This is a genomic window from Marinoscillum sp. (assembly GCF_965229915.1).
GTDB lineage: Bacteria > Bacteroidota > Bacteroidia > Cytophagales > Cyclobacteriaceae > Marinoscillum.
Genome location: NZ_CBDDJZ010000001.1, coordinates 641,341 through 667,181, shown reverse-complemented (window position 1 = coordinate 667,181; position 25,841 = coordinate 641,341). Strand labels below are relative to the sequence as shown.

The window sequence follows — 25,841 nt, the reverse complement described above, 5'->3', positions numbered from 1 at the left end:
ACTCTTGGTATTTTATCGTTAAACCAAACTGGTTTTACTTATAACTTCTTTCTTTTACTTCAATGTTTTCATATTTGAGCTCCTCCTTGTGCAATACTGCATCAGCAGGCTCTCCTTTGTATTCCCAGGCGGCCACATATTGGAACTCTGGTCTACGCTTGGCTTCACCTTCTTCGGTTTGGTATTCTTCTCGGAAGTGTCCACCGCAAGATTCCTCCCGGTGAAGGGCGTCTTTCGCAAACAGTTCTCCCAATTCTAGAAAATCTGCCACTCGAAATGCCTTAGCCAACTCTTCATTGTATTCATCGGCACGTCCTGGCACAGATACGTCCTTCCAAAACTCAGCTCTGAGCTCTTTAATCTCCTTGAGAGCTTCTTTGAGACCTTGTTCGTTTCTTGCCATACCTACTTTGTTCCACATGATCTTTCCTAGTTTCTTGTGGAAGTAGTCTACCGGCTTGGAGCCTTTATTGTTTAGGAAAGTATCAATCTGTGCTTTTACAGCTTTCTCGGCTTCTTCAAACTCTGGAAGGTCAGTGGAGATCGGTCCAGTACGAATGTCGTCAGAAAGATAATTTCCGATTGTGTATGGTAATACGAAGTATCCATCTGCCAGACCTTGCATCAAAGCAGATGCCCCAAGTCGGTTGGCTCCATGATCGGAGAAGTTAGCCTCGCCAGTTACAAAGCATCCTGGTATTGTCGACATCAAATCATAGTCAACCCACACACCACCCATCGTGTAGTGTACCGCTGGGTAGATCATCATTGGTGTTTCGTATGGGTTTTGATCCACGATTTTTTCGTACATCTGAAACAAGTTGCCATACTTGGACTTGACCACTTCTTTACCCAGTTTAGTCACCAGGGCTTTGTCGTTTTCATCCAGGCCTTTTACGTGAGCTTGCTCTTTACCATAGCGTTCGATTGCTGCTGCAAAGTCCAGGTAAACAGCCTCACCAGTAGCATTCACACCAAATCCAGCATCACATCTTTCTTTGGCTGCTCTGGAGGCCACATCACGAGGTACCAGGTTTCCAAAGGCTGGATATCTTCTTTCTAAATAATAATCTCTATCCTCTTCAGCGATTTGCGTTGGCTTCAGTTTGCCAGCTCGGATCGCTTCTGCATCTTCTTTCTTGGCAGGCACCCAGATCCTACCATCATTTCGCAGGGACTCAGACATGAGCGTCAGTTTAGACTGATGATCACCGGACACCGGAATACATGTAGGGTGGATCTGAGTGTAACATGGATTGGCAAACCATGCTCCTTTTTTGTGGATTTTCCATGAGGCGGTCACGTTACTTCCCATGGCGTTGGTAGATAGGAAGAATACATTTCCATAACCACCCGAAGCAATCACCACTGCATGTGCTGAATGTCTTTGGATTTCGCCAGTTACCAGGTTTCTGGCAATAATGCCTCGAGCTTTACCGTCTACCATTACTAAATCCAACATCTCATGACGGTTGTACATCTTGATCTTACCACGACCAATCTGTCTGTTCATGGCAGAGTATGCACCTAGTAAAAGCTGTTGTCCCGTTTGTCCTTTAGCATAGAAGGTACGAGATACCAGCACTCCACCAAATGATCGGTTGTCAAGTAACCCACCATAGTCACGAGCAAAAGGAACACCCTGAGCCACACATTGGTCGATAATGTTAGCAGAAACTTCTGCCAATCGGTATACATTGGCTTCTCTGGACCGATAATCTCCACCTTTTACAGTATCATAGAATAGTCTGTAGGTAGAGTCACCGTCACCTTGATAATTCTTGGCAGCATTGATTCCTCCCTGTGCGGCAATAGAGTGTGCCCGTCTTGGAGAATCCTGAAAACAAAATGCTTTTACATTGTAACCCAACTCGGCAAGAGTAGCAGCTGCGGAACCTCCGGCCAGACCAGTACCAACCACTATTACATCTATAAGTCTTTTGTTGGCAGGGTTTACCAGATTGATCTTATTCTTATGATTAGTCCACTTGTCAGCTATTGGACCATCCGGTGTCTTTGCAGGAAAATTAGAACCTATCTTCATGACTTAGAATTAATGATTGATATAGTGAAACAATGCAATGAAAATGAAACCTACAGGTACAATCACCGCATATGCCTGGGTAAATTTTTTAATTGAGGGTGTGAACTTGTTATTGATCCCCATGGATTGCAGAGATGATTGAAATCCGTGCAGAAGGTGTAAGGCTAGCAGAACAAATGCCAGTACATAAAATCCAACTCGGAGTGGATCCTGAAATTTATGAACAAGTTCTTCATAATATCTATCGGTCACTTCGGGTAATCCTTGAATGTATTTATAATTCATCTCAGGGATCCAGAAATCAACAAAGTGTAGTGCGAGAAATGCCAGAATGACCAGACCACTGAAAATCATATTCTGTGACATCCAGGTAGCATTTCCGGTGCTTTTCTTGGCATATTTGATAGGTCTGGAAGCTCTATTTTTCGCTTCAAGCACGAAACCGAGCAGGAAATGAAAAACAACTCCCAGCATCAATATGGGCTGGGCTAGAAACTGAACAAATGGGTTTGTTCCTAAGAAATGCGAAGCTTCGTTGAATGCTTCGGGGCTTATAACCGATAGCATGTTTGTGGTCAAATGTGACAGCAAAAACAACACTAGCAGCAAACCAGAAAGCGCCATTGCAAACTTTTTGGCGATAGTACTTGACAACCAACTCATATTATTTTGTGAATTTCATTTTTGTGCGGACCCAAAGGTAGTTCCCAGTCATCGATCTGACAATTCGAACACTTATTTTGAATCTTTCTAAATAGTCTAATGAAAAACCCATCGTTTATTTAGGGAATAATTTTTGTAGCACGAACAGAACGTGTGAAGTAATTGTTTGAAATTTCATATAATAAATGAATGGTGAGTAGCGACCTTAATATCTCACTAGCAAAATAATTAACCATCCATTGAGGTTCTAGGTAAATAGGGGATACCTTAGTGGGGAATGTTTAAACAGCGATGATTCGAATTGACAAAACCTTATTGTTTAAAACATTGGCAACAGCTGTATTGTCCTTTGGAATGATACTGAAAACCTCTGCCACTCACATTAGAGCCGGTGAGATCACTGCCAGACGTGTGGATAATCTCACGTTAACTTACGAGTTTACCTTCACTGGCTTCAGAGATTCTGGTTCAGTGATAGAGTTCGGTGCAGGTACTTTTGATTTTGGTGATGGAAACTCTGTGGATGCAGATTTTCAGATCGTAAAAACGGCTGTAGGTAATGAAACCGAAATGGTGCAGTTCAAACTTCGCCATACCTATCAAGCTGCCAATTCATACATCGTTTCCTACAAGGAGGAGTATCGAAACGCTGAAATCATCAATATGGATAATTCCGTCAACACGACATTCTATGTTGAATCTCTTGTTGTCATTGATCCATTCTATGGTACGAACAATACTCCTGTTCTTACTGTTCCCCCAATTGATTATGCAGCAGTTGGGTCACTTTTCATTCACAACGCTGGTGCATTTGATCCAGATGGAGATAGTCTTTCTTACAAATTCACCACTCCCAAGCAGGCGAGAAATGCAGTGGTAAATGGTTACAGAGCTTTAAATAATCCCGATTTTTATACCAACTTTTCTCAAGGCAATCAGGCCCAAAATAATTCTCCAGAATTGTCAATAGACCCGATCACGGGAGACCTTGTTTGGGATGCGCCCGGCGATGTTCTCAATCAGGGAGACAAGGCAGAATACAACGTTGCGTTCGTAGTGGAAGAATGGCGGTACATTGAAGCAATTGATCAGTGGGTTCGACTTGGTTTCGTTACACGTGACATGCAGATCATCGTGGAAGATACAGATAATGATCGTCCCACAATCAAAGTGCCTGAGAACATTTGTGTAGAGGCGGGTACGAGCCTGGAGTTGATCATTGAGGGTAACGATCCCGATGGAGACCCAGTCAAATTGGAAGCATTTGGTGGCCCATTTGAGGTATTCTCACCGGCTACTTACTCACCCAGACCTGCTCAGTTTGAAGGACCTCCGGGATACCTCACCTTCAACTGGGATACCCAATGTGGACATGTGAGAGCCCGTCCTTATCAGGTTCAGTTTAAAGTAACGGATAATCCAGATGAAGGTCCAAGTCTTGTTGATTTTGCAACGGTAGAAATAACCGTAGTAGCACCAGCACCGACCGGTTTGGAGGTGGAAGTTCAGCCAAATAGAGCCATGAAACTAAACTGGGATCCCTATACATGCTTGAACGCTTCAGACTCTATCGCCATGCAGGTGTGGCGAAGAGTGGGGGAATACGATATTGAAGTGGACGACTGTGAAGTGGGTATGCCAGGAAACACTGGTTACCAGCTTATTGACCGAGTCCCAATCAATCAGACATTCTATCTGGATGATAACAATGGACAGGGATTAGCACCTGGTGCCAAATACTGTTACCGATTAGTCACTGAGTTTGGACAGCCTGAAGGAGGACTAAGTTATGTAAGTGCTGAAGCATGTGACAGCCTCAATGTAACAGCACCAGTAATCACAAATGTAGATGTTCAGTCTACAGATACAGATGATGGCTCTGTATTGGTGCGTTGGACACCTCCTTACCAAATAGATCAGGTACTGTATCCGCCTGCTTATACTTACAGCCTACATCGGTCTACTGAAGGTGGATCATTCGAAACGGTCACCACGGATTTGACAGATACGGTGTTTGTCGAAAATGGCCTGAATACCTTCAATGAAGAAAACAGCTATTATGTCAAGGCTTATGATGCTAATGGAAATTATGTGGATTCTTCTGCCACCGCAAGTACCGTACGGCTTGAGTTAAAGCCACTATTGGAGTCCATCGAACTCAATTGGTCAGCCAATGTGCCCTGGTCCAATCAAATCCAGGAATATCCTTATCACTATATATGGAGAGATCAGGTAGGGTCGGACCTTTCAGAGATTGTATTGATAGATTCAGTAGATGTGACCACAGAAGGTTTCACCTACTGGGACAATGGTCGCTTCAATGATACCAAACTAGACGATGAAATAGAGTATTGTTATTACGTAACTACTCAGGGGTCCTATGATAATGAGCTACTGCCAGAGCCGTTGCTCAATACCAGTCAGATTGCATGTGGTCAACCAAATGATACCATACCTCCCTGTACACCCCCTAACCTGACCCTGGTAGATGCTGAGGATTGTGAGAGTATCTTGTCAAATCTACCATGTGGTACCAACTTGTTCTCACAGGAGATCAACTGGGGAGTGGATCGGTCAGCTCAATGTGACGATGATGTGGTAGAATACAATGTGTATTTATCTGAGACGGGTAGAGAAGAGGACTACCAACTAATAGCCACCACGCCAGTTACCAGATTAGTAAGAAGTGATCTGACTAGTATTAAAGGATGTTATCGAATTACGGCGGTGGACCGGTCTGGAAATGAAAGCGCTCCTACAGAAGAGATCTGCAGAGATAACTGTCCGGTTTACAAACTCCCAAATGTGTTTACACCGAATAATGATGGGACCAATGATGTTTTTGCACCATTAAATAATATTGGACTGGGCATTACCGGTTTTAACAATGCCGATTGTCCACGCTTTGTCAGATCAGTTGATTTTAAGGTCTTCGATCGGTCAGGTGCAGAGGTCTTCGTTTATGACTCGTTCGAAAACAGTAACGGCATTTTTATCAACTGGGATGGAACCAACAAAATAGGTGAAGACTTGCCAGCCGGTGTCTACTATTACTCTGCTGAAGTGGTTTTTGATGTGTTGGACCCAGATGATGCCAATCAAGTGATCAAGGGATGGGTACAGCTGCTAAGGTAGAGCAATCCGTCATCCTTTTTGATGGAGTCTGTAATCTCTGCAATGGATCTGTGAATTTCATCATTGATCGCGATGGAGGGCATTTTAAGTTTGCATCACTTCAATCAGATGAAGCACAAACATTGTTGAGCCGTCGGAATCTGTCTGATAACCAATTAGAAAGCATTGTCTTGGTAGAGCCGTCTGCTGTTTACTACAAAAGTGATGCAGCACTACGCATCGCCGGAAAGTTGAGTGGTCTTTGGCCAGTCATGAAAGTTTTCATTATCCTACCTAGAGGACTAAGAGATTTTTTTTACGATATCATCGCAAAAAATAGGTATAAGTGGTTTGGCAAAAGAGATTCTTGCCGAATGCCAACACCAGAACTACGAGATCGATTTCTAGATTCTTAGGATGTTTCTTTAGATTTGCCGCCAAATCAATCAACGAATCAAACCTGAATTTATGAAGGCATTTGTATTCCCTGGACAGGGAGCTCAGTTTCCAGGAATGGGCAAAGATTTATACGACAATAACCCCAAAGCAAAAGAACTTTTTGACCAGGCAGACGACGTACTTGGATTTTCATTGTCCAAAATTATGTTTGAAGGAACTGCTGATGAATTGAAACAAACCAAAGTTACTCAACCCGCAATCTTTTTGCATAGTGTAACTACGGCGTTGATTTCTGACCAGTTCCATCCGGATATGGTAGCAGGTCATTCATTGGGAGAGTTCTCGGCCCTGGTAGCAAATGGTACCTTGAGTTTTGAAGATGGTTTGAAGCTAGTTTCCCAAAGAGCTATGGCCATGCAAAAGGCCTGTGAAATGCAGGAGTCTACCATGGCGGCTGTTTTGGCACTTCCAGACCAGACAGTAGAGGAAGTATGCGAGGGTATAGATGAAGTGGTAGTGGCTGCAAATTACAACTGTCCGGGACAGTTAGTGATCTCAGGAAGTGTGAAAGGAGTGGAAATAGCTTGCGAAAAGCTGAAAGAGGCTGGAGCTAAAAGAGCCATGATATTGCCAGTAGGTGGTGCATTTCACTCACCATTGATGGAGCCAGCACGAGAAGAACTAGCTGCGGCGATTGAAGGGACTAATTTTAGCGAACCAAAGTGTCCAGTATACCAGAATGTGGATGCTAAAGGTCATACCAATCTGAATGATATCAAGACTAATTTGGTTGCACAATTAACAGCACCTGTCAGATGGACACAGAGTGTCCAATCCATGATTATGGATGGGGCAACCTCATTTATAGAATGTGGTCCTGGTAAAGTACTACAGGGGTTGGTCAAAAAAATAGATGGTGGTGTAGAAACCGGCAGCCTTTAGAATAGTTGATGTTACGAATTAGAAATATAGCAGGTCTTTTTTTGCTTTCCGCACTTTTGATTTTTAGTGGTTGCAGGAAAGGACCTTCCTCTTCTTACAAAAAGAAGCAAATTAAAAAGGGTAAGCCAATACCCTGTCCAATTAAGGATTGCTAAATGAAAAAGATTGTTGTTGCCCTTGATGGGTTCTCTGGGACAGGGAAAAGTTCTACGGCCAAAAAAGTGGCGGATGCACTTCATTATATTTATATAGACAGTGGCGCCATGTATCGCGCTACCACTTATTTCATGCTGGCCAATGAGGTGAACTTGGATGATCATGATGCAGTAGCTGCGTCTTTAGAGGGTGTTGATATCCAATTTCTGGGTTCGCAAATTCTGTTGAACGGCACCAATGTTTCAAACGAGATCCGGACGATGCGCATCAATGAAAACGTGAGCAAGGTCAGTGCGATCAGGCAGGTACGAGAAGCAATGGTGGCGCAGCAGCAACAGATAGGCAGAGAACGGGGCATAGTGATGGACGGAAGAGATATTGGTACTGTTGTTTTTCCTGATGCCGAGTTAAAAGTATTTATGACCGCCAACCCTAGAGTTCGGGCTTTGAGACGCCAAAAAGAACTTCTAGAAAAGGGGATTGAGGAGGAACTTAATACCATTGAACTCAATTTACTAGAGAGAGATAAAATTGACTCATCTCGGGCAGAATCACCACTCATCAAAGCAGACGATGCAGTGGAAATAGATACTTCTGATTTGACTTTCGATGAGCAAGTTCATAAAATTGTAGAGTTAGCAAAGGAGATTATCCATGCAGATAGAGATTGATCCACATTCCGGTTATTGTTTTGGTGTAGAGTTTGCCATTCAGATGGCCGAAGACGAAATGAGCGATGGACAGCAATTGTATTGTCTTGGCGACATTGTGCATAATGCGATGGAGGTGGAGCGGCTTTATCAGAAAGGGCTCAGAACCATCGATAGAAATCAGTTAGAACAACTGCACGATTGTAAAGTGCTAATTCGTGCACATGGTGAACCACCTGAGACTTACCAGATTGCCCTGGAAAACAATATCGAACTGATCGATGCATCGTGTCCAGTGGTGCTCAAACTGCAAAACAGGATCAAACACTCCTATGACAAAGCCCAGGAAGTAGGAGGTCAGGTAGTGATCTACGGCAAGCCTGGACACGCGGAAGTGATTGGTCTCACTGGACAAACCAATGACGAGGCGATCATCGTGTCTTCCGAGGAAGATTTGGATAAAATTGACTTCAACAAACCTGTAGTCTTATACAGTCAGACTACTAAAAGCACGAAAGGTTTTTACACCATCAAAGAGCAAATAGAAGAGCGGATCAAAGATCATAAGGGTACTCTGACAGTGGAAGACTTCAATTCAAATGACAGTATTTGCAGGCAAGTATCCAACCGTGAACCCAAGATGGTTGACTTTTCCAGTAAGCATGACGTGATTCTGTTCGTATCTGGCAAGAAGAGTTCCAATGGACGAGCGTTGTATAACGTTTGCCTTGAAAACAACCCTAGAAGCTACTTCGTAGAGAACGAGGAGGATATTGACCTGTCCTGGATCAATCCATCTGACCGTATCGGAATTTGCGGTGCTACCTCCACTCCACGTTGGTTAATGGAGCGAGTGTCTAATTTTCTATCCAAACATGAACAGGTAGAGGCTTGATTTTACTAAAAATTACCGTTCAAAAAACAGTAATTTATTGATCGCATCAAACATTTCATTTGAACATTTTTTTACTATTTTTGCAACGATTTTCAAGTAGAGCGCAATTATAGAAAATGTCCAAAACGATCAAGCTAAAGAAAGGTTTTGATATCAACCTTGCCGGTAAACCGGAGAAGAAAATCTCAGAAATATCACTCTCAGAAACCTTCGCATTAAAACCAACAGACTTTCCTCACATGTCACGACCAAAACTGTTGGTCAAAGAAGGTGATACGGTAAAAGCCGGCACACCAATTCTTTATGACAAATTTGCCGAGGATGTATATTTCTGCTCTCCAGTGAGTGGAGAGGTTGCAGAAATCAAGCGAGGGGAGAAGCGTAAACTTCTAGAGATCAAGATATTGGCAGACAAAGAGGTAGTCTTTGAAAAGTTCAAAACTTTCAATGCCTCAGATATCGCAAGTTTGTCTAAAGAGGATGCTCTTACACACATGAAAGCTGGAGGCGTATGGCCTAATATCCTGCAACGTCCGTTTGGAATCGTGGCGGATCCGGCTGATAAGCCTAAAGCGATCTTCATTTCGGCATTTGATTCTAACCCGTTGGCTCCTGATTTGGCCTATCAACTTGGAGACAAGGAACAGTTCTTCCAAACAGGTTTGGACATTCTTAAGAAATTTACAGATGGTAAGATCCATTTGAACATAGATGGCAATGCAGAAGTTGCGCAGGTTTTTGCTCAGGCAAAAGGTGTAGAGCTAAACAAATTCATTGGAGCGCATCCTGCGGGTAATGTAGGAGTGCAGATTCATCACTTAGATCCAATCAACAAAGGAGATATTGCCTGGACAGTAACACCGTATGGTGTGGCCCAGATTGGTCAGCTTTTCACTGAGGGTAAATACGATGCCTCTAAGGTGGTGGCGGTTACCGGATCAGAAGTGTCAGCTCCTGGTTATGTGAAGACATACAGTGGAGCCATGCTTGGCAATTTGACAGGTGATGTTTCTGGAAATGTACGCTTCATCAGCGGAAATCCACTTACCGGTGAGAATTGCGGAAAGAATGGTTACCTGGGATTCTATCACAACCAAGTGACTGTGATACCAGAAGGTGACTATGAAGAATTCCTGGGTTGGCTAAAACCAAGCGCTTCCAAACTGAGTTTCCACAAAGCGTTGGGTCTTTTGTCATTCCTGAATAAAAACAAAGAATATACGATAGATACCAATACTCATGGTGAAGAAAGACCATTTGTGGTGACAGGAGCTTTTGAAAAAGTGCTTCCTATGGATATTCTTCCAACCTATTTGTTCAAAGCAATCATTGCAGAGGACTATGATGAAATGGAAGCGTTGGGGATTTTCGAATTAGTGGAAGAGGATGTGGCTCTTTGTGAGTTCATCGATCCATCCAAGAACGATCTCCAGTCGATATTGAGAGAAGGAATTGAGTTGATAAAAAATAGCTAATTCATTGAAATGAAGGCATTACAAAAATTATTTGATAGCGTAAAACCAAACTTTGAGAAGGGTGGTAAGTGGGAGAAATTCTACACCCTTTACGAAGGACATAGAACCATCGTTTTTGCACCTGATCTTTTGACCAAGAACAAAGGGGCGCAGATCAAAGACGCAGTGGATTTGAAAAGAGTAATGATTACTGTGGTGATTGCCATGATTCCCGCTCTATTGTTTGGAATTTGGAATGTGGGACATCAGCACTTCATTTCTATTGGAGAAGAGGCTACCTTTTTAGATAAGATTATCGCTGGAGCAATTCCGGTTATTCCAATTGTGATTGTCTCCTATGCGGTGGGACTACTGACTGAATTTACGTTCTGTGTGATCAGAAATCACCCGATTAGTGAGGGATATCTGGTTACAGGGATGTTGATCGCGTTGATCATGCCACCTACCATTCCTCTTTGGCAAGTTGCTTTAGCGACCATTTTTGCTGTTGTGATTGGCAAAGAAGCATTTGGAGGTACAGGAATGAACATCCTCAACGTAGCTTTGACAGCCAGGGCATTTCTGTATTTCGCCTATCCAGGTCAAATCTCAGGAGATACCGTTTGGGTATACCTTGGAGGAAAGCAAGCAGTAGACGGGTTCTCAGGTGCTACGGTTCTTTCTTACGGCCCGACGGCCATGGCAAATGGGACTAACATGCTGACTGAAATCGGTGGTCATTGGTATGATGGAATGTTCGAATGGATGAACATGTTCATCGGAGCGATCCCTGGCAGTATTGGAGAAACTTCTGTGCTGATGTGTTTGATTGGTGCGGCCATCCTTATTGGAACCGGAGTGGGAAGCTGGAAAATCATTTTTAGCGTTTTCGGAGGAGCCTATTTCATGGGATTGATCTTCAACATGGTTGGAGGAAACCCGTACATGGACTTCCCGGCACATTATCACCTGGTAGCTGGTGGGTTAGCCTTCGGAGCAGTCTTTATGGCAACAGACCCTGTTTCTGCTTCACAAACAGAAGTAGGTAAATGGATATATGGATTTCTTATTGGAATCCTAACAGTTTTGATTCGAGTGGTAAACCCTGCTTATCCAGAGGGAATTATGCTGGCGATTCTATTCATGAACGTTTTTGCTCCACTTATTGATTACTATGTAGTAGATGCTAACAAAAAAAGAAGATTAAAACGTGCAACGGTCTAATACTTATATAATCCTATTTTCGGTCGCACTTACGGTAATCCTTGGCGGCCTATTGTCACTAGCATCTGTGGGGCTTAAACCAGCCCAGCAAAAGCAGATAGAGTTGGATACCAAGAAGAAGATTCTTGGTGCGGTTATGGACATTTCATCTTACGAGAATCCGAATGATATTCTTGCATTATATGATGAAAAAGTGGAGTCTATCGTCGTGGATATCAATGGAGACGAGGTGACTACCGACGATAAAGGCAATCCTGTGGTTGCAGAGAAAGTAAACATCCAGAAGAATTATCGCTTTGCTCCTGAGGAGCGTTTGTTCCCAGTTTTCAAATTCAAAAATGATCCTAACTCCGAACAAGTGGATGCCTACATTTTTCCAATGTTTGGTGCGGGACTGTGGGATTGGATTTCTGGATACCTAGCTCTTGAGAACGATCTTAACACCATCAAAGGTGTGGCTTTTGATCACAAACAGGAAACACCTGGTCTCGGTGCGCGAATTACCTCTGAAGAAGTGAGAGATCGATTTGTGGGTAAAAAAATCTATGAAGGCGGCAAGCTGGTATCTGTTTCTATGGTAAAGGGAGAAGGAAACTCAGGTTTGACGGACCATCAGGTAGATGGTATGTCTGGAGCGACACTTACTGGAAAAGGAGTGAACTCCATGCTACAATCGTACCTTGGGTACTACCAGTCATACATTAATAAAGTAAAATCAGGCGACGGAAAAGTTGCCTTAAACTAATAAAAACTCTGTCTATGAGTACTGAAACAGCTGAAGTAAAAGAAGAAGTAAAAAAATCTTCTGAAGCTTTATTCTCAAAGAGAAGAAAAAGAATCGTTTCTGATCCATTGAATGAGGACAACCCGATTACGGTACAGGTACTTGGTATCTGTTCTGCACTGGCCATTACCATCAAGATGGAACCTACGTTGGTGATGTCTATTGCGGTAATCTCAGTAATTGTGTTCTCCAACCTGATCATATCTTTGATCAGAGGTTTGATACCTGGTAGGGTGAGGATCATTGTTCAGTTGGCAGTCATTGCAACCTTGGTTACACTGGTCAGTGAAGTGTTGAAAGCTTACTACTTTGATATGTACAAAGTTTTAGGAGCATTCGTAGGTCTGATCATTACTAACTGTATTGTGATGGGTCGACTAGAAGCTTTCGCCATGGCCAATAAACCTTACGATTCTATTTTGGATGGTTTAGGAAGTGGATTCGGTTATGCCTGGATCATTTTAGTAGTTGCTTTCTTTAGGGAGTTATTTGGATCCGGTTCTATCATGAACTTCAAAATCTTCGAAGCTATCGGATGGGAAAGTTTCCCAACCAATGGCTTGATGGTAGATTCCATTGGGGCATTTATGGTGCTGGGAATCCTCATATGGGTCCAGCGATCTAAAACAGGCTACGTAGAACACTAATAAGATAATTAGAAAAGACATGGATATTTTTAACATAGCACTCAAAGCCACTTTCATTGACAACATGGTCTTTGCATACTTCCTGGGAATGTGTTCGTTCCTGGCGGTATCTAAGAAGGTGTCTACAGCTTTCGGTCTTGGGATGGCAGTAATCTTCGTTTTGACTATTACTGTACCCGTCAACTGGTTGTTGCAAGAGTATGTACTAAAAGAGGGAGCACTGGCTTGGTTAGGAGCAGACTTTGCTACAGTGGATCTTACGTTCCTGCAGTTCATCATGTTTATTGCTGTAATCGCTTCTATGGTTCAGCTGGTAGAAATGGTGATTGAAAAATTCTCCCCTGCATTGTACGGATCATTAGGCATTTTCCTTCCATTGATCGCTGTAAACTGTGCAATCCTTGGAGCATCCCTGTTCATGGTACAGAGAGATTATACCATTGCTCAGGCTACAGCTTATGGGTTTGGTTCAGGTGTAGGTTGGTTTCTGGCGATAGTAGCATTGGCTGCCATCAGAGAGAAACTAAAATACTCTAATGTGCCTGATGGTCTGAAAGGTTTAGGTATCACTATGCTTATAACAGGTCTGATGGGACTTGCCTTTAAGTCGTTTATCGGTATAGCTCTTTAAGCACATCACAAAACATTCAATGAAAGGCCTTGTTTTAATCGACAGGGCCTTTTTTATTTTTTGACAACTTCACTTATGAACTTACAATCACTCTTGAGGTATTTCTTACGCGGCTTGTTGCTGGTAGTGCCTGTTGGTCTTACTGTTTATGTGATCATCGCCATGGTGAGCTGGACAGACAACTTATTGCCTATTCAGATTCCTGGACTGGGGATTATTACTGTTTTTGTCGTTACATCGCTGATTGGCTATTTGGCCAATACCATTTTTGCCAAGCCTTTTTTTGATCTATTTGGAGATTTGCTCAAGAAAATACCATTGGTCAACTTCATCTACACCTCTATCAATGATTTGGTCACTGCTTTTGCTGGTGACAAGAAGAAGTTTGATACACCTGTGTTGGTGCCTTTCGATGACAAGGGAGTTATTTTCAAACCCGGATTCATCACTCAGAAGGATCTGGAGGAAATAGGGCTTCCTGGAATGGCTACCGTTTATTTACCACATTCATACAACTTTTCGGGTAATGTATTCGTAGTAGACAAAACCAAATTGATTCCACTAGATGGTAGAAATACTGAAATCATGAAATACATTGTTTCGGGTGGAGTCTCAGGAGAACTGAAGCGTAAACAATAAATTATTTGGAAAATAATTTGAAATAACTTCTTTTATTCTTGGAGTTGGGAAAAAATAGTAATTAGTTTTGCTTTGAAGAATTAAATATACCGTTGAAAACATATTTGAACATATCGTCTCCCTCACTAAGGCCTAGATTTCCCAGGCGGCAAGCCTGATATGTTTCTTAGGACACCTACGCGGTGACCTCCTTTCGACTTTTCGTTATTTTTATACTGATTCTTTAAAATACCAATATCCAAGATGGACAAGTTCGTTGTATCAGTTGCTGATGCATCACATATAAAATATGCAGAGGAAATCTGCGAATTGATGGCTGACAGTGCTGCCAAACGCGGCACTGGAATTGCCCGAAGAACCCCCGATTATCTCGAAATGAAGATGAACGAGGGCAAGGCGGTCATAGCTCTGACCAAATCGGGAAGGTTAGCCGGATTTTGTTACATAGAGGTATGGAGCAATGGCAAGTACCTCGCCAACTCAGGTTTGATTGTGCACCAGGACTTTAGAAATAATGGCTTGGCCCAAGCCATCAAAGAACGTGCATTTAAACTCTCAAGAGAGAAATACCCCAACGCTAAATTATTCGGACTTACGACAAGTATGGCTGTAATGAAGATCAACTCTGATCTGGGTTACAGACCTGTTGCGTTTTCAGAACTCACGGAAGATGAGGCTTTCTGGAAAGGTTGTTCGAGTTGTGTCAACTACGACATCTTAACCCGCAAGAATCATCAAATGTGTCTTTGCACCGGCATGCTCTATGACCCTGAAGAAAAGAAACGACAGTGGAAGAATAAGAGTGAGAAGGTGCAAGAGAAAATCCTGTTTTGGAAACAAAAAGTGAAAATTAAATGAGTGATCAAAAGAAGGTAGTCCTTGCATTCAGTGGAGGGTTAGATACCACCTATTGCTGCATCTACCTTAAAGAATTGGGGTATGAAGTACATACCATAACTGTCAATACCGGAGGCTTTGATCATGAGGAGCTGACAGCTTTGGAGCAAAAGTCTAAAAAACTCGGGGCAGTAAGTCATCTCAATGTAGATGCGACAGAGGAGTTTTATCAGAAATCGATCAAATACCTGATTGCCGGAAATGTGTTAAAAAACAACACTTATCCGCTTTCTGTTAGCGCCGAGCGTGTGTTTCAGGCAACAGCGATTGCCAATGAAGCCAATAAGCTGGGAGTAACTGCAATCGCACACGGGAGTACAGGTGCCGGAAATGATCAGGTGCGGTTTGATATGATTTTCAATATTCTGTGTCCGGAAGTGGAGATTATTACGCCGATCCGTGATAATAAACTCTCAAGAGAAGAAGAGATCCAATACCTCATTGATCATGGTGTGAATGGTAACTGGGAGAAAGCCTTATACTCTGTTAACCAGGGACTTTGGGGCACTTCCGTAGGAGGTAAGGAAACACTTACTTCCAATCATTACCTTCCTGAAACCGCCTTTCCAAGTCAACTCACCAAAGAAGAGCCAAAACAAGTAAATATTGTCTTCGAAAAAGGCGAACCTGTTGGGTTGAATGGAGTGAGGCTTTCTGCTGTCGAATGCATCGAAGAGCTCAATAAACTGGCAAATCCATACGCCATCGGAAGGGATATCCATGTGGGTGACACCATCATAGGGATCAAAGGACGCGTTGGCTTTGAAGCTGCGGCACCTCTCATTCTTATCAAAGCACATCACGCGCTAGAAAAGCATGTACTTACCAAAAACCAATTGTTGCTGAAGGATCAGTTTGCACTCACTTATGGTAACCTGCTGCATGAGGGACATTATTTGGATCCAGTGATGCGGGATATAGAAGCATTTTTTAAGAGTACGCAGAAATTCGTTAGTGGAGATGTTAATGTAATGCTGAGTCCTTATCGATTTCATGTCATTGGCATAGAATCTGATCACGACTTGATGCAATCAAGTTTTGGTAAGTATGGCGAAATGAACAACTCCTGGTCTGGAGAAGATGTCAAAGGCTTTTCGAAGATTTTTGGCAACCAGAACATGATTTATCACAAAGTACACCAGACCGATGAGTAAATTGCGAGTAGGAGTATACGGAGCGGCTGGTTATACTGCTGGTGAGTTGATCAGAATCTTACTGAACCATCCAAATGCAGAGGTGGTCTGTGCACAGAGTAGCAGCCAGGCAGGTCAGAAAATCAGCTCCACCCACACGGACTTAATCGGAGATACGGAGTTGCTGTTTGATGCAGAGCTGGATTTTGATCAGATAGATGTGCTGTTTTTATGCAAGGGACATGGAGAATCCAGGACCTTTCTTGCGGACACCAAAGTACCTTCGGAGGTTCGAATCATTGATCTGAGCAATGACTTTCGACTGAAGGCACCAGGCAACGACTTTATTTATGGCTTGCCAGAGCTCAATCATGAAGCCATCAAATCGGCTCGAAAGGTTGCGAACCCAGGCTGTTTTGCCACATGCATTCAAGTGGGGCTTTTGCCTGCAGCAAGGGCAGGAATTATCAAATCAGAAATTCATACAACGGGAATCACAGGGTCAACAGGCGCTGGACAATCACTGTCTACAACTTCACATTTCAGTTGGCGAGAGGGCAACATGAGTGTCTACAAAGCATTTACGCACCAACATCTGTCTGAAATAGGAGAGAGTCTGACACAAGAATCAGGAGAAGAACAGGTAATCAACTTTGTTCCCTTCAGGGGAAATTTTACCCGTGGGATTATAGTGACATCTTATTTCGAATCGGAGATTTCACAAAAACAGGCTTATGATATTTATCGTGACTATTATAAAGACCATTCGTTTACCCATGTAGTAGATCAGAATCCAGACTTGAAGATGGTGGTTAATACCAATAAGGCTTTGGTTTATGTTCAAAAGGAGGGAAATAAACTTCTAGTCATTTCCATCATCGATAACCTACTCAAAGGTGCATCAGGTCAGGCTGTTCAAAACATGAATTTGATGTTTGGTCTGGAGGAATCGGCAGGCCTAAAATTGAAAGCTAGTAATTTTTAAGCTATGAACGTATTAGATCAAAATATCGCGATTCTTGGAGCTGGGAATCTAGGCATTGCCATTGCTCAGGGTATCGTGGAGGAAGAGTTAAAAAAGGCTGACGAGATTTATTTGACCCGAAGGAATCTCAAGCACATTGATTATTTGGCAAAGCAGGGCTATCTCACAGTTGACGATAATAAAAAAGCTGTGGAGCAATCAGGTTATGTGTTTCTCTGTGTTCAGCCCAAGCAGCTTGCTACGCTCATAGAGGAAATCAATCCTGTTCTTACTGAAAAGCATGTGTTGGTCTCGGTGATTACAGGTGTCTCCATAGAGGAGATCAAGGGGTTACTGAAGGTCAGTGTTCCTGTGGTCCGCGCTATGCCTAATACAGCCATAGCCATTGGTGAGTCCATGACCTGCATAGCCTGCAATGACAGCAAGGAATTGGCACTAACAGTGCAGAAGGTGTTTAATTCACTCGGGCAGACGCTCGTGATCGACGAGAAATTGATGCAGGCTGCCACGGTCCTTGGAGCTAGTGGAATAGCCTTTTTTATGCGCTTTCTGCGTGCGGCTACTCAAGGAGGTATTCAAATGGGTTTTCATTCAGATGAAGCACAGTTAATTGCCGTTCAAACCGCCAAAGGCGCCGCTTCCTTAATTTTGGAAAATGGCAATCATCCAGAAGTAGAGATTGATAAGGTAACTACTCCGCAGGGATGTACCATTGCGGGGTTAAATGAAATGGAACATCAGGGATTGAGCTCAGCGCTTATCAAAGGTCTGATGGTCTCATACGATAAAATCAAAAACATTAAATAATGCAGCATTTCACTTCAGTGCAGGATGTGGCTGATCCTATGGTATTGGTCAAGAAGGCGCTGGCCATTAAAAAGGATCCCTTTGCCAACAAGGCGTTGGGCCTCAATAAAACACTTGGGCTACTTTTTTTTAATTCCAGCTTAAGGACAAGGATGAGCTCCCAAAAAGCAGCCTCTAATCTGGGGATGGATGTGATTGTCATGAATGTGACTCAAGATTCCTGGCAGATTGAGATGGAAGATGGTGTAGTGATGAATGGTGGTACGGCAGAGCATATCCGTGAAGCAGCAGCTGTCATGGGGCAATATTGCGATATTCTTGGAGTACGATCTTTTCCTTCATTATCCGATCGAGATGCTGACTACAGTGAAAAAATCATGAATGCTTTCAAAGCGCACGCTGGATGTCCTATAGTTAGTTTGGAGTCTGCTACACTGCATCCACTGCAATCTTTGGCAGATTTGATCACCATTGCCGAATTCAAGAAAGTGGAGAAGCCCAAAGTGGTATTGACCTGGGCTCCACACATCAAATCATTGCCACAAGCCGTGCCCAATTCATTTGCTCAATGGTTAACTCAGACAGACTATGATTTCACCATCGCTCAGCCTGAAGGGTTTGAACTAAGTGAGCAGTTTACGAAAGGTGCCAAGATCGAGCACAATCAGGAAGCGGCCCTTAAAGGAGCCGATTTTGTTTATGTTAAAAACTGGTCCTCTTTTCATGATTATGGAAAAGTGGGAACGAATGGAGACTGGCTGGTCAATCAGGCGAAATTGGCTAATACTAATGAAGCAAAAGTCATGCATTGTCTACCCGTGCGGAGGAATGTAGTAATTGCTGATGATGTACTAGATAGTGAACATTCGATCGTGATCCCACAAGCTGGCAATCGAGTGTATAGTGCTCAGGCAGTCTTTCAGGAAATACTAGAAGCTCATGGCTAAAGAAACACTACACATCATCAAAATCGGCGGTGCGGTGATTGAAAACCCTGAAATGAAACAAGCATTTCTGAACGGGTTTGTGGCACTCAAAGGTCGAAAAATTCTGATTCACGGAGGTGGTCGCATCGCAACAGAGATCGGAAATAAATTAGGTCTTGTAGCTAATATGGTGGAAGGAAGACGTGTGACGGATGATGCTACTATTGATCTGGTCACCATGGTCTATGGTGGGCTGGTCAACAAACAGCTGGTGGCGCAGCTTCAGTCACTGGGTGAAAATGCCATTGGTTTAACAGGAGCAGATGCTAATCTGATCACCAGCAGCAAACGACCGATCAAGAACGATGTAGATTATGGCTGGGTAGGAGATCCACAATTGGTCAACGACACCTTTGCGAAAAGCCTTATCGAAGAAGGATCCATACCAGTAATAGCACCACTAACTCACGATGGGCAGGGACACATTCTTAATACCAATGCCGATACAATGGCGGGTACGATGGCGAGTGCTATGGCACCTCATTATGAGGTGAATCTAATTCTGACCTTCGAGTTGGATGGAGTGATGAAGGATGTTAATGATTCAAAATCCCTGATCACTAATTTTGAGCAGTCTTTTTTCAATGAAATGAAGGCTTCTGGTGCGATTCATAGCGGGATGATTCCTAAATTAGAGAACGCATTTAAGGCATTGGAGAGTGGAGTAGGATCGGTGCGCATTTGTAAATACGACCAAATACATACACAGAATGGCAGCTTCCTTCAGGTTTAGTACTGACCAGCTTCATCAGGTAGCGATCAAGCTCCTTTCCGAACTCATCGAAATTCCAAGCTTTAGCAGAGACGAAGAGAAAACAGCTGATCATCTGCAGGCCTTCTTTGAAGAATATGAAATAACCGTAGAACGAAAAGGAAACAATCTCTGGGTTCGTAATCAAAACTTTGATCCAGACAAGCCTACCATACTTCTTAATTCACATCACGATACGGTCAAACCCAATGAAGGCTATACGAAGAATCCTCATGAGGCCATCATCGAAGATGAGAAATTGTATGGTTTAGGGAGCAATGATGCGGGAGGACCACTGGTCTGCCTCATCATGACCTTTATGTACTTCCACAATCACAAGGATTTGAAATACAACCTGATACTTGCAGCAACAGCTGAAGAGGAGATCTCTGGAGCAGGTGGTGTGCGCAGTATTCTTAGAGAATTGGGAGAGGTAGACTTTGGTATAGTAGGTGAGCCTACGCAAATGGAAATGGCTATCAATGAAAAGGGCCTGATGGTGCTGGACTGCTACGCCAAAGGAAAGGCTGGTCATGCAGCCCGTGATGAGGGAGAAAATGCTATTTACAATGCCATGAAAGATATTGAATGGTTTAGGACCTATCAATTTCCAAATCAGTCGGAGACTTTGGGACCAGTGAAGATGTCGGTGACGGTCATCGAGGCGGGCTCTCAGCACAACGTGGTGCCTGATACCTGTCACTTTGTGGTAGACGTACGAACTACTGATGCTTATTCTAATGAAGAGACCTTGGAGCACATTCGACAGCATGTGTCCTGTGACGTGAAGGAGCGATCTACTCGTCTGCAGCCTTCTCGAATTGACAAAGAACATGAACTGGTGAAAGCCGCAGCAGAACTAGGTATTGATACGTTTGGATCACCGACCATGTCAGATCAGGCGTTGATGCCTTTTGCGACGGTGAAGATTGGCCCGGGTGACTCGAACCGATCGCATACCGCGGACGAGTACATTTATGTGGAAGAATTGAGGGAAGGGATATTGGGGTATTTGATGCTGTTGAATAAGTTGGTGAAAGGATAAGTAATATGTAATGTGCTTTTGGCTTGATCGCAGCGGCGGACCGTCCAAAAACACCAAAAGATCAAGACTGTGATTAATACGCTAGAATTGCTTCGCAAACATTGAAAATCCATAAACTCGCACTGATAAAATCAGTGCTCAAACAGTATAGCTTTTTTAAACGTGTTTCTTCCAATTCATTAACGCTTATTAATCAAGGTCGATTCTTTTTAATATTTGAATTATTACTTCTTTCACCTTCATTAGGGGAAAAAGAAAAGGGGTTGGAAATTGACCATGAACACATGATGAAGACTCCTTTAGTATGGCTCGATTTTCCTCCAATGATTAAGTCATGAACACATTCAGGAGAGATCTGATAGAGAGTGAAAGAAAATAAAAGAAAAAGAACTATGAAGCTTTGGCAAAAGTCCACAGACGTCAATAAGAAAGTAGAAGTATTCACCATCGGTAACGACCAGGAGCTGGATTTGCTATTGGCTCCCTTCGACATCCTGGGCTCACTGGCACACATCACGATGTTGGCAAGTATTGATTTGTTGACCAAAGAGGAACTTGCCTCACTCTCCAAAGAGTTGAAAATCCTGTATAAAAAGGCTGAAGCGGGAGAGATAACCATCGATGTAGGAATAGAAGACATACACTCTCAGGTGGAGTATTTGCTAACAGCAAATCTTGGGGAGGTAGGTAAAAAGATCCATAGTGGTAGATCCCGAAATGATCAGGTGCTGGTCGACCTAAAGATGTTCTTCCGAAGTGAGATTGAGGTGATTGCGAACCAGGTAAAGGTGCTGACCGATCAACTGCTAAAGAAATCTGAGGCATACAAAAATGTATTAATCCCTGGATATACCCACATGCAGGTGGCCATGCCTTCCAGCATTGGACTGTGGTTGGGTGCCTATGCAGAAAGTCTCTCGGATGATTTGATTGCCCTACGTGGAGCATATGAAGTAGCTAACAAAAATCCACTAGGGTCAGCTGCTGGCTATGGTTCTTCGTTTCCGCTGGACCGGGAATTGACCACCAACCTACTGGGGTTCGATGAGCCTAACTTCAATGTAGTGTATGCTCAAATGACCCGTGGAAAAACAGAAGTGGCGGTTGCCAACGCTATTGCCTCAATAGCTGCTACCATGAGCAAACTGGCCATGGACATGTGCTTGTATGCCGGCCAGAATTTCAATTTCATCAAGTTTCCTGATGAACTGACCACCGGCTCCAGCATCATGCCGCACAAGAAAAACCCCGATGTGTTTGAGCTCGTGAGAGGGCGCTGCAACCAGCTTATGGCTCTGCCTAACGAACTAAACTTAATTCTCAGCAACCTGCCAAGCGGTTACCACCGCGATTTGCAACAGTTAAAAGAACATTTATTTCCAGGCATTCAAATGCTCAAGCAATGTCTTGATATTGCAGAGTTTGCGATCAGTGAGATGAAAGTGATGGAGGGTATTATAGATGATCCAAAATACGATTACTTGTTTACTGTAGAACTGGTAAATGAGCTGGTGCTGGGAGGCATGCCATTCCGTGATGCCTATAAAGAAGTAGGTCGACAAGTAGAAGCAGGAGAGTATAAAGCCAACCGAAATGTGAAGCATACCCACCTTGGCAGTTTGGGTAACCTTGGTAATGACCGCATCCAAGCCAAGATTGATCGAGAATTAGGGGAGTTTGGATTCGAAAAGGTAAGGAGAGCTTTGGGGGAGCTAATAAAGTAACCATCGTTTCACCTCATTCGCCTTTATGAGGCAGATGCCTAGATCTTCTAGTTTTCATCTTTTATATCTCACATTGTAATTCTGAGGCTACTAAAGTCCTCGTTGGAAACGAGGACTACAGTATGATGCCTAAAACAGAAGTGCTTGTGGAGATAATCTATTTTTTTTTGAGGTAACTCTATTGAGATTTTTAGATCAACCAGTCAATTTTACTGGTGTCGTTCAATGTTTTGAGAGATATTTTTATCAAAAAGGAAGAATTTTATTCTAAGAATGGATGTAAACACCAAATTATGGTTGGAATTGTATGCTTGACGATTAAATGAAATCTAATTTCAGGCTTTTAAATGAGGGTAAATTGTGAAATTTCAAATTTGAAAATCGAATTTTGATCTGATATGTAAATCTTTTCAAAAAGTGTTAATAAAATTTTAAAGAATGTCAGTTAGTACTACTTTTGAATCATCAAAACAACGCAAAGACGATGCGTTGACACACTGTAGGGTGATGAAATTGGCAGACATGCCCTCCTGTCTCGGGGGTGGAGATAAGGGATAAATCCCGCGTGTTTCACGATTAAATGTTTCGGCATTTAATCGTGAATCATCGGGGCTAACCGCTCTGTGGAGGTTCGAATCCTTCCCCTACAGCTATTTTTGGGTTAATGTTGTTTATTTGAATCTGGTCGAGGTAGGGGTGCCTCGACCTTTTTCTTTTTATAGACCTAACATTCTTATCGATTCCTTCGAATACCATCCACCGGTCAAGGATCAAGCAATTTTTCTGTGGGGAATGTGAGAATATCCCGGTTTATCGGTTAAAATACCTTCACTTGGCACCTCCAGCTCACAGATTTATAACTTACTTCGCAATCAATTCATAAAAAAAATAGAATTACCCGTTACTTTTTGGTCATAGCTGCATAGTAAGTAGTAAAAAAGTAAAAATGATTGACCATAAAGCAAATACGTTACTCGCCCTGTTCATTCTTTTTATTGCTTGTGATGAGCTTGCTCCAGAGCCAGCTATCACCGAGGAGACTACCCAGCTTTCATGCTATCAAGAGATGATGGCTACTATTCCTGATGGTTGGAATGGTACCGGTTGTCACCTTTGTGGTTCGTATAGTGCTGGGTCTCTCGATACCATGAACTATGTTAGTGCTTTCTATTCTGAGAATGTGCCAACTAATGATAGTGAGAATTATAGTCTACAATGGGATATTGGAAGGGGAGCTCGAATAATAGGGTCTGATACATCACGTACTTTGAAGGTGGTGTTCGAAGATGGTTTTGAGGAAGTGCGTGTAAGCGTCTATGCGGATGATCATCTTGGTAATGAATGCAGTAGTAGCTTTAGAGTTAGGAATGCTGGCATTGATCCTGAGATTGGTGATTACGGTCAGGGAGGTATTGTCCTTTACGACAAAGGAGAGTCCAGCGATGATTGGAGATTTATCGAGGTTACTTCCTCCATCATAAACCCCTGGACATTGGATGATGGAATGGCCAATGTAGCCTGGGGATGCCCAGAAGTAGAAATAGGGGCTAGTGCGACCGGTATTGGGTCAGGAGCTGATAATTGTGCAACATTAGGTGATTATAAGTGTACAGAGAGCCCATCTGCTGTTTTTGCCTATGACATATCCCTGAGCCATGTCAACAACGGTCAATCGGATTGGGTCCTTCCGTCCCTCGAGGAGGCAAGGCTTATATATGAAAACTTTCCGGTAACCTGGGCCAATCAATACTACATTTGGACGTCTTCAGAAATAGATGAGCAAACCGCTTATGCGATTGATCTGGTCAGTGGTGAAGTGATGGAATTAAACAAGAATGAGAAGGTCAAAGTAATGGCCGTGAGATATTTTGAATAGCTAGTGATCAAAGAGTGGACTCCAGTACTTGAAAAAGAGCTAATAAAGAAGGCAAAAAAGGAACCCGAATTATTCGGAGAGGTGTATCGGCACTATTTCGAGCCAATATACAGGTATGTTTCACTCAAAGTGTCAGGTGATCCAGCAGTATCCAATGAGCTTGTTTCCAATGTGTTTTACAAGGCATTGGTAAAGCTGGATCGCTATGACCAAGAGCGTCTTTCGTTTGCCCCTTGGCTTTATAAAATAGCCTTGAATGAAGTGCGGATGCATTTTAGAAAGAGTAAGACGGGTACTTTTCTATTTCGAATCGAAGACCTTCAAGGTGCATTGGATATGGAACCAGGAGCCACTGATGATCCTATGGATAAGGAACAAATGGCGCGTCATCTTTCCTTCTTGAGTGATGAGGAATTGTCAATTATTGAGTTGAGGTTTTATGAAGACCTCTCGTTCAAGGAACTGGGACAGGTCTTTAACAAATCAGAGGAAGCGGTGAAAATGAAGACCTACAGGATTCTGAATAAACTAAAAAAACGCATCAGTAAGTCATGAGTTATAAAAAGAACATTCGCTGGATAGAGCGAGACGAACTGATGGTTGGTCAACAGAAGAACTTTGATCAGATTGTAGAACGTGCAAAAAAGGCAAAGCTGCGGGTAAAAATTTGGAAAACTGCAGGAGCTATCGGTTCTGCGGCCGCTCTTTCTGTTGCCTTTTGGGTGGTAGATGTGAGTCCACAGCAAGAGGTCATTCGTGAACCCATACAAATGGAGGAGCTATCCAACTCGCTGGCACAGCAGTATAGGGAGTTGCCAGTACCACTCCCGGATATGGCTAAATCGGATGTCCGATCGGACCATCAACCCATAGAAAGCCAATCAACGTCTGATTTGGAGCAAAAGAAAGTCATTCCATTAATTGTTGATGAAGAAAAGGTGCCGGAACAGTTAGAAAAGCTACCACAGGTAGACCCTACTCCTCAAAACCGTGAGTTGGTTGCCGAGGAGAATGAACCGGACCAGCATAAGGATACATCCAAAGGTCTGTCAGTCTACATCGACGCTCAACCCAGCGTGGGTTACGATAGTCTTTACCGTTATCTTTACGAGGGTGTTGACACCAAAGTCACTGAGGACCAGCTGAATACGGATCAACTGGAGATTTATTTTTACATTGAAGAAGATGGTCGTCCTTCCGATATCCAAATATCAGGAGTCGAGTCGGATACGGTTGTGTCCCTGATTCGTAAAGTGGTGAGTCAAATGCCGGACTGGCAACCAGCAATGGTCAACGAAAAACCGGTAAAACGTCAATTCATGCTGCCCTTACGTTTTCGAAAAGAAGAATAAAAAAAGGGACACCCTTGCGGGCATCCCTCTTCATTACACTATT

General features: G+C 43.0%; 24 protein-coding genes. 22 read left to right on the top strand and 2 right to left on the bottom strand.

Annotation, left to right across the window (positions count from 1 at the left end; translation table 11 throughout):
• Window positions 1-34 precede the first annotated feature (34 nt).
• Together ACO067_RS02885 and ACO067_RS02880 are read right to left on the bottom strand one after the other, a co-directional pair.
• Window positions 35-2,044, bottom strand: a complete 2,010-nt coding sequence (locus ACO067_RS02885; protein ID WP_421870532.1) for a fumarate reductase/succinate dehydrogenase flavoprotein subunit — start codon at window positions 2,042-2,044, stop codon at window positions 35-37.
• A gap of 9 nt (window positions 2,045-2,053) precedes the next feature.
• Window positions 2,054-2,707 carry a succinate dehydrogenase cytochrome b subunit gene (locus ACO067_RS02880; protein ID WP_421870529.1) on the bottom strand — a complete coding sequence of 218 codons (654 nt, stop codon included), beginning with the start codon at window positions 2,705-2,707 and terminating at the stop codon, window positions 2,054-2,056.
• A 291-nt stretch (window positions 2,708-2,998) separates the two neighbouring features.
• On the opposite strand from ACO067_RS02880, the gene ACO067_RS02875 reads away from it, so the two are divergent.
• From ACO067_RS02875 to ACO067_RS02770, 22 genes are all read left to right on the top strand, one after another.
• Window positions 2,999-5,842: a gliding motility-associated C-terminal domain-containing protein gene (locus tag ACO067_RS02875; RefSeq protein ID WP_421870526.1), complete on the top strand. Its 2,844-nt coding sequence runs from the start codon at window positions 2,999-3,001 to the stop codon at window positions 5,840-5,842.
• Window positions 5,821-6,237: a thiol-disulfide oxidoreductase DCC family protein gene (locus ACO067_RS02870; RefSeq protein WP_421870523.1), complete on the top strand. Its 417-nt coding sequence runs from the start codon at window positions 5,821-5,823 to the stop codon at window positions 6,235-6,237. The genes ACO067_RS02875 and ACO067_RS02870 overlap by 22 nt, the downstream gene beginning before the upstream one ends.
• Window positions 6,238-6,289: 52 nt before the next feature.
• Entirely contained in the window at window positions 6,290-7,162 is an 873-nt protein-coding gene (fabD, locus tag ACO067_RS02865) for an ACP S-malonyltransferase (RefSeq protein ID WP_421870520.1), read from the top strand.
• A gap of 155 nt (window positions 7,163-7,317) precedes the next feature.
• Window positions 7,318-7,989 carry a (d)CMP kinase gene (cmk, locus tag ACO067_RS02860; RefSeq protein WP_421870518.1) on the top strand — a complete coding sequence of 224 codons (672 nt, stop codon included), beginning with the start codon at window positions 7,318-7,320 and terminating at the stop codon, window positions 7,987-7,989.
• Window positions 7,973-8,863 (top strand): 4-hydroxy-3-methylbut-2-enyl diphosphate reductase, encoded by an 891-nt coding sequence (locus tag ACO067_RS02855; RefSeq protein WP_421870515.1) that lies wholly within the window; start codon window positions 7,973-7,975, stop codon window positions 8,861-8,863. The genes cmk and ACO067_RS02855 overlap by 17 nt, the downstream gene beginning before the upstream one ends.
• 116 nt (window positions 8,864-8,979) lie before the next feature.
• Window positions 8,980-10,338, top strand: coding sequence for a Na(+)-translocating NADH-quinone reductase subunit A (locus ACO067_RS02850; RefSeq protein ID WP_421870512.1), 1,359 nt, complete (start codon window positions 8,980-8,982; stop codon window positions 10,336-10,338).
• Window positions 10,339-10,347: 9 nt separating this feature from the next.
• Window positions 10,348-11,541, top strand: coding sequence for an NADH:ubiquinone reductase (Na(+)-transporting) subunit B (locus ACO067_RS02845; protein ID WP_421870509.1), 1,194 nt, complete (start codon window positions 10,348-10,350; stop codon window positions 11,539-11,541).
• Between the two features lie 52 nt (window positions 11,542-11,593).
• Complete coding sequence (gene nqrC, locus ACO067_RS02840) at window positions 11,594-12,286, top strand: NADH:ubiquinone reductase (Na(+)-transporting) subunit C (protein ID WP_421870506.1); 693 nt, start codon at window positions 11,594-11,596, stop codon at window positions 12,284-12,286.
• A 14-nt stretch (window positions 12,287-12,300) separates the two neighbouring features.
• On the top strand, window positions 12,301-12,972 hold the full coding sequence (locus ACO067_RS02835; RefSeq protein WP_421870503.1) for an NADH:ubiquinone reductase (Na(+)-transporting) subunit D: 672 nt from the start codon (window positions 12,301-12,303) through the stop codon (window positions 12,970-12,972).
• Window positions 12,973-12,991: 19 nt separating this feature from the next.
• Window positions 12,992-13,603, top strand: a complete 612-nt coding sequence (gene nqrE / locus ACO067_RS02830; RefSeq protein WP_421870500.1) for an NADH:ubiquinone reductase (Na(+)-transporting) subunit E — start codon at window positions 12,992-12,994, stop codon at window positions 13,601-13,603.
• Window positions 13,604-13,678: 75 nt separating this feature from the next.
• Window positions 13,679-14,242 (top strand): DUF502 domain-containing protein, encoded by a 564-nt coding sequence (locus ACO067_RS02825; protein ID WP_421870497.1) that lies wholly within the window; start codon window positions 13,679-13,681, stop codon window positions 14,240-14,242.
• A 243-nt stretch (window positions 14,243-14,485) separates the two neighbouring features.
• Window positions 14,486-15,100 (top strand): GNAT family N-acetyltransferase, encoded by a 615-nt coding sequence (locus ACO067_RS02820; protein WP_421870494.1) that lies wholly within the window; start codon window positions 14,486-14,488, stop codon window positions 15,098-15,100.
• Window positions 15,097-16,293, top strand: a complete 1,197-nt coding sequence (gene argG / locus ACO067_RS02815) for an argininosuccinate synthase (RefSeq protein WP_421870491.1) — start codon at window positions 15,097-15,099, stop codon at window positions 16,291-16,293. Before ACO067_RS02820 ends, argG begins: the two co-directional genes overlap by 4 nt.
• On the top strand, window positions 16,286-17,257 hold the full coding sequence (gene argC / locus ACO067_RS02810; RefSeq protein ID WP_421870488.1) for an N-acetyl-gamma-glutamyl-phosphate reductase: 972 nt from the start codon (window positions 16,286-16,288) through the stop codon (window positions 17,255-17,257). Before argG ends, argC begins: the two co-directional genes overlap by 8 nt.
• Before the next feature lie 3 nt (window positions 17,258-17,260).
• The gene (gene proC / locus ACO067_RS02805) at window positions 17,261-18,064 is read left to right on the top strand and encodes a pyrroline-5-carboxylate reductase (RefSeq protein WP_421870485.1); all 804 of its coding nucleotides are present in this window, start codon (window positions 17,261-17,263) and stop codon (window positions 18,062-18,064) included.
• A complete protein-coding gene (locus ACO067_RS02800; protein WP_421870482.1) occupies window positions 18,064-19,011 on the top strand; it encodes an N-acetylornithine carbamoyltransferase in 948 nt (315 codons plus the stop codon). The genes proC and ACO067_RS02800 overlap by 1 nt, the downstream gene beginning before the upstream one ends.
• Entirely contained in the window at window positions 19,004-19,783 is a 780-nt protein-coding gene (argB, locus tag ACO067_RS02795; RefSeq protein ID WP_421870480.1) for an acetylglutamate kinase, read from the top strand. Before ACO067_RS02800 ends, argB begins: the two co-directional genes overlap by 8 nt.
• Window positions 19,761-20,846, top strand: a complete 1,086-nt coding sequence (locus tag ACO067_RS02790; RefSeq protein WP_421870476.1) for a M20 family metallo-hydrolase — start codon at window positions 19,761-19,763, stop codon at window positions 20,844-20,846. The genes argB and ACO067_RS02790 overlap by 23 nt, the downstream gene beginning before the upstream one ends.
• Window positions 20,847-21,238: 392 nt before the next feature.
• Entirely contained in the window at window positions 21,239-22,570 is a 1,332-nt protein-coding gene (gene argH, locus ACO067_RS02785; protein WP_421870473.1) for an argininosuccinate lyase, read from the top strand.
• A 946-nt stretch (window positions 22,571-23,516) separates the two neighbouring features.
• The gene (locus tag ACO067_RS02780; RefSeq protein ID WP_421870470.1) at window positions 23,517-24,446 is read left to right on the top strand and encodes a hypothetical protein; all 930 of its coding nucleotides are present in this window, start codon (window positions 23,517-23,519) and stop codon (window positions 24,444-24,446) included.
• 3 nt (window positions 24,447-24,449) lie between these two features.
• Window positions 24,450-25,001: an RNA polymerase sigma factor gene (locus ACO067_RS02775; protein ID WP_421870467.1), complete on the top strand. Its 552-nt coding sequence runs from the start codon at window positions 24,450-24,452 to the stop codon at window positions 24,999-25,001.
• Window positions 24,998-25,798: a hypothetical protein gene (locus ACO067_RS02770; protein WP_421870465.1), complete on the top strand. Its 801-nt coding sequence runs from the start codon at window positions 24,998-25,000 to the stop codon at window positions 25,796-25,798. The genes ACO067_RS02775 and ACO067_RS02770 overlap by 4 nt, the downstream gene beginning before the upstream one ends.
• The last annotated feature ends 43 nt before the right edge of the window (window positions 25,799-25,841 follow it).